General features: G+C 65.8%; 1 protein-coding gene and 1 pseudogene. One reads left to right on the forward strand and one right to left on the reverse strand.

What is annotated here, in order from left to right; all coding sequences use genetic code 11:
* Positions 1–186: pseudogene (locus JZ791_RS43950) on the reverse strand (hypothetical protein); the annotation flags it as partial.
* A gap of 561 nt (positions 187–747) precedes the next feature.
* Here JZ791_RS43950 and JZ791_RS43955 point away from each other — a divergent pair.
* Positions 748–1,917: a phosphotransferase family protein gene (locus tag JZ791_RS43955; protein ID WP_216903891.1), complete on the forward strand. Its 1,170-nt coding sequence runs from the start codon at positions 748–750 to the stop codon at positions 1,915–1,917.
* Positions 1,918–2,273 lie beyond the last annotated feature (356 nt).

Raw genomic sequence — 2,273 nt, forward strand, 5'->3', positions numbered from 1 at the left:
GCCGTACTGCGGCGCCCCCGAGCCCTCGAACTGCGGGTAGCCGGACTGTCCGGGCATCTCGTGTCGCGCGGGCACCGGTCCGGGCTCGGGTGCGGGACCCCGCTGAGGGCCCTGATGCTGCCCGGGCTGGGCCGTGAACTGCTCGTCGTCACTGTCCCCTGGCACGGAGCGTGGGGGTTCGGTCATCGTGGGGGACCTTTCCAATCACCTTATTTCAGTGTGGATCTAAAGCACTAGCACGATAGGTGGATCTGAAACACTTACACGCCAGGTGGGGCTTGACGCTTGCACGCCGGGTGGGTCTGAAGCACGTGCCTGCCAGGCGGCCTTGTCCGTGGCGGGCGGTGGATCCAGAACACTTACAGGCTAAGTGATCTTGTTCGTGGTCGATGATCGATCTGAAGCACTTGCACGTTTGGTGAACTTGTCCGTGGTAGACGGTGGATCTGAAGTACTTACAGGCTAGGTGACCGTCGTGGTGGACGGTGGCCTTCAGGTGGCGCACAGCAGTTGGCGACGACACAACCGGAACCGTTCGGTTGTGTCAAGCGACCGCCCGGTGGTGGTGCCCGATTTATCGTAATGTCCGAGTGCGGTAGGGGATTGTGCTGGCAGCGAGGCATGTGGTGTGCCGGGTCCAGCCTCTCGCGGCGGCGGTCGGCCCTTTACATAGACACGCCGGGCGACGCGCGAAAGGTTGCGGAACCGCTCGCTGAAAGTGACCTGATGCGAGTAACTTGGATCGCGATGACCGCACTATTGGCCGAACGCGCCGCCGAAGTCGTGTCCGCGGCACAGCATTTGCTCACCAGGCGGATGGGTGCTCCGGTGAAGCTGAGTGATCCGATCGAACTCAGCGGAAGTGGTAGGACGACAGTACTACGCGTGCGTGTAGCCGAAAACGCCTTTTCACTCCCGCGGACGCTGATCGTCAAGCAGCTCCGCGGTGGCGCGCACGATCGACGGGCCGGCGGGTTGGCGCCCGGTGTGGCCAGTATCGACTCCGCGTTCCTCCGCGAGGCGGTGTCGTATCAGTTCACCACCGCGCTGAGCAGCGAGCATCGCCCCGGCGCGTATCTGCTGGCGCACAATCTGCCCGAGCGGCTGCTGATCCTGTCCGATCTCGGCGAGAACGCCTCGCTCACCACCGTGCTGGAAACGGGCGCCGAACCCGCCAGCCGCAACGCGCTGATGGCGTTCGCACAGGCGCTGGGTCGCATGCACGCCGCGACCGTCGGCCGCGAACCCGATTTCGTCGCGCTGCTGCGCCGGGTCGACGTGGTGCATCGCATCGACGGCATCTCCCAGCAGGCCGAGGCCGCGATCGGTGAGGTGCCCGGACTGCTGCGTCGCGAGCTGGGCATCGAGGTGCCGGGCGAGATCGCCCAGCGCATCGTCGCGGGCAACCGGCTGTTCTCCTCGGGCCGCTATCGCGCGTTCAGCCCGTCGGACCTCTGCCCCGACAACGTCATCCTGAACGAGGAGGGCGCGCGGTTCCTCGACTACGAGTGGGGCGGATTCCGCGACGCCACTTTGGATATCGCGTACGCGCTGGTGTCGTTCCCGGGCTGCCTGTGCGATATCGAGCTGACCCGTGAACGTGCCCGCCAGGTGGTGGAGGCATGGCGTTCGGAGGTCGTCGGAGTGTGGCCGAGCCTGGCCGACGACGAGGTCCTGGCCGAGCGCATTCTGGAGGCTCGCCTGATCTGGGTGTGGCTGACGACCTACTGGTTCCTACCGGCCGATCACGCCCGCATCGCCGCCGCCCGGGAGCACGGGCTGTCGGTGCCGCGCTCGGCGGCGCTGATCAACCGGTGGGCCGCGCTGGCCGAGGACGCGCGCGTTTTCGGCGACGACATTCTGGGCGACTTCGCCGAGCATGTGTCGGCGACGCTCGAGGAGCACTGGGAAGAGTAGTTCTTCGCCGTGCCGGGGAGGGGACGGATGGGTCCGCGCGGCAGAGGTTTCGCTGCATACCGACTGAATGTGACATCTGGTCGGCTCAGCTGAGCGAGTGTGATATCCAGTCGGCCGGGCCGAATAGAGGACCGGAGCGGGGTGCGTCGCGGGCGAGCTGCGAGGCGGGGAGGGTGTGTGAGGGAGAGGTTGTCGCACGTACCGACTGAACGGGATATCGAGTTGGCCTAATCGAACGACGTGACGCTCGGTCGGTCGGGCGACATGGCAACCGGCCGAACCTGAGGTTTATCCAAATCAGTTGGATGAGTATGACGTTCGGTCGGCTCAGGTGGTGAGGGGCGGCCGTCAGCGGG

The organism is Nocardia alni (assembly GCF_019038435.1).
GTDB lineage: Bacteria > Actinomycetota > Actinomycetes > Mycobacteriales > Mycobacteriaceae > Nocardia > Nocardia alni.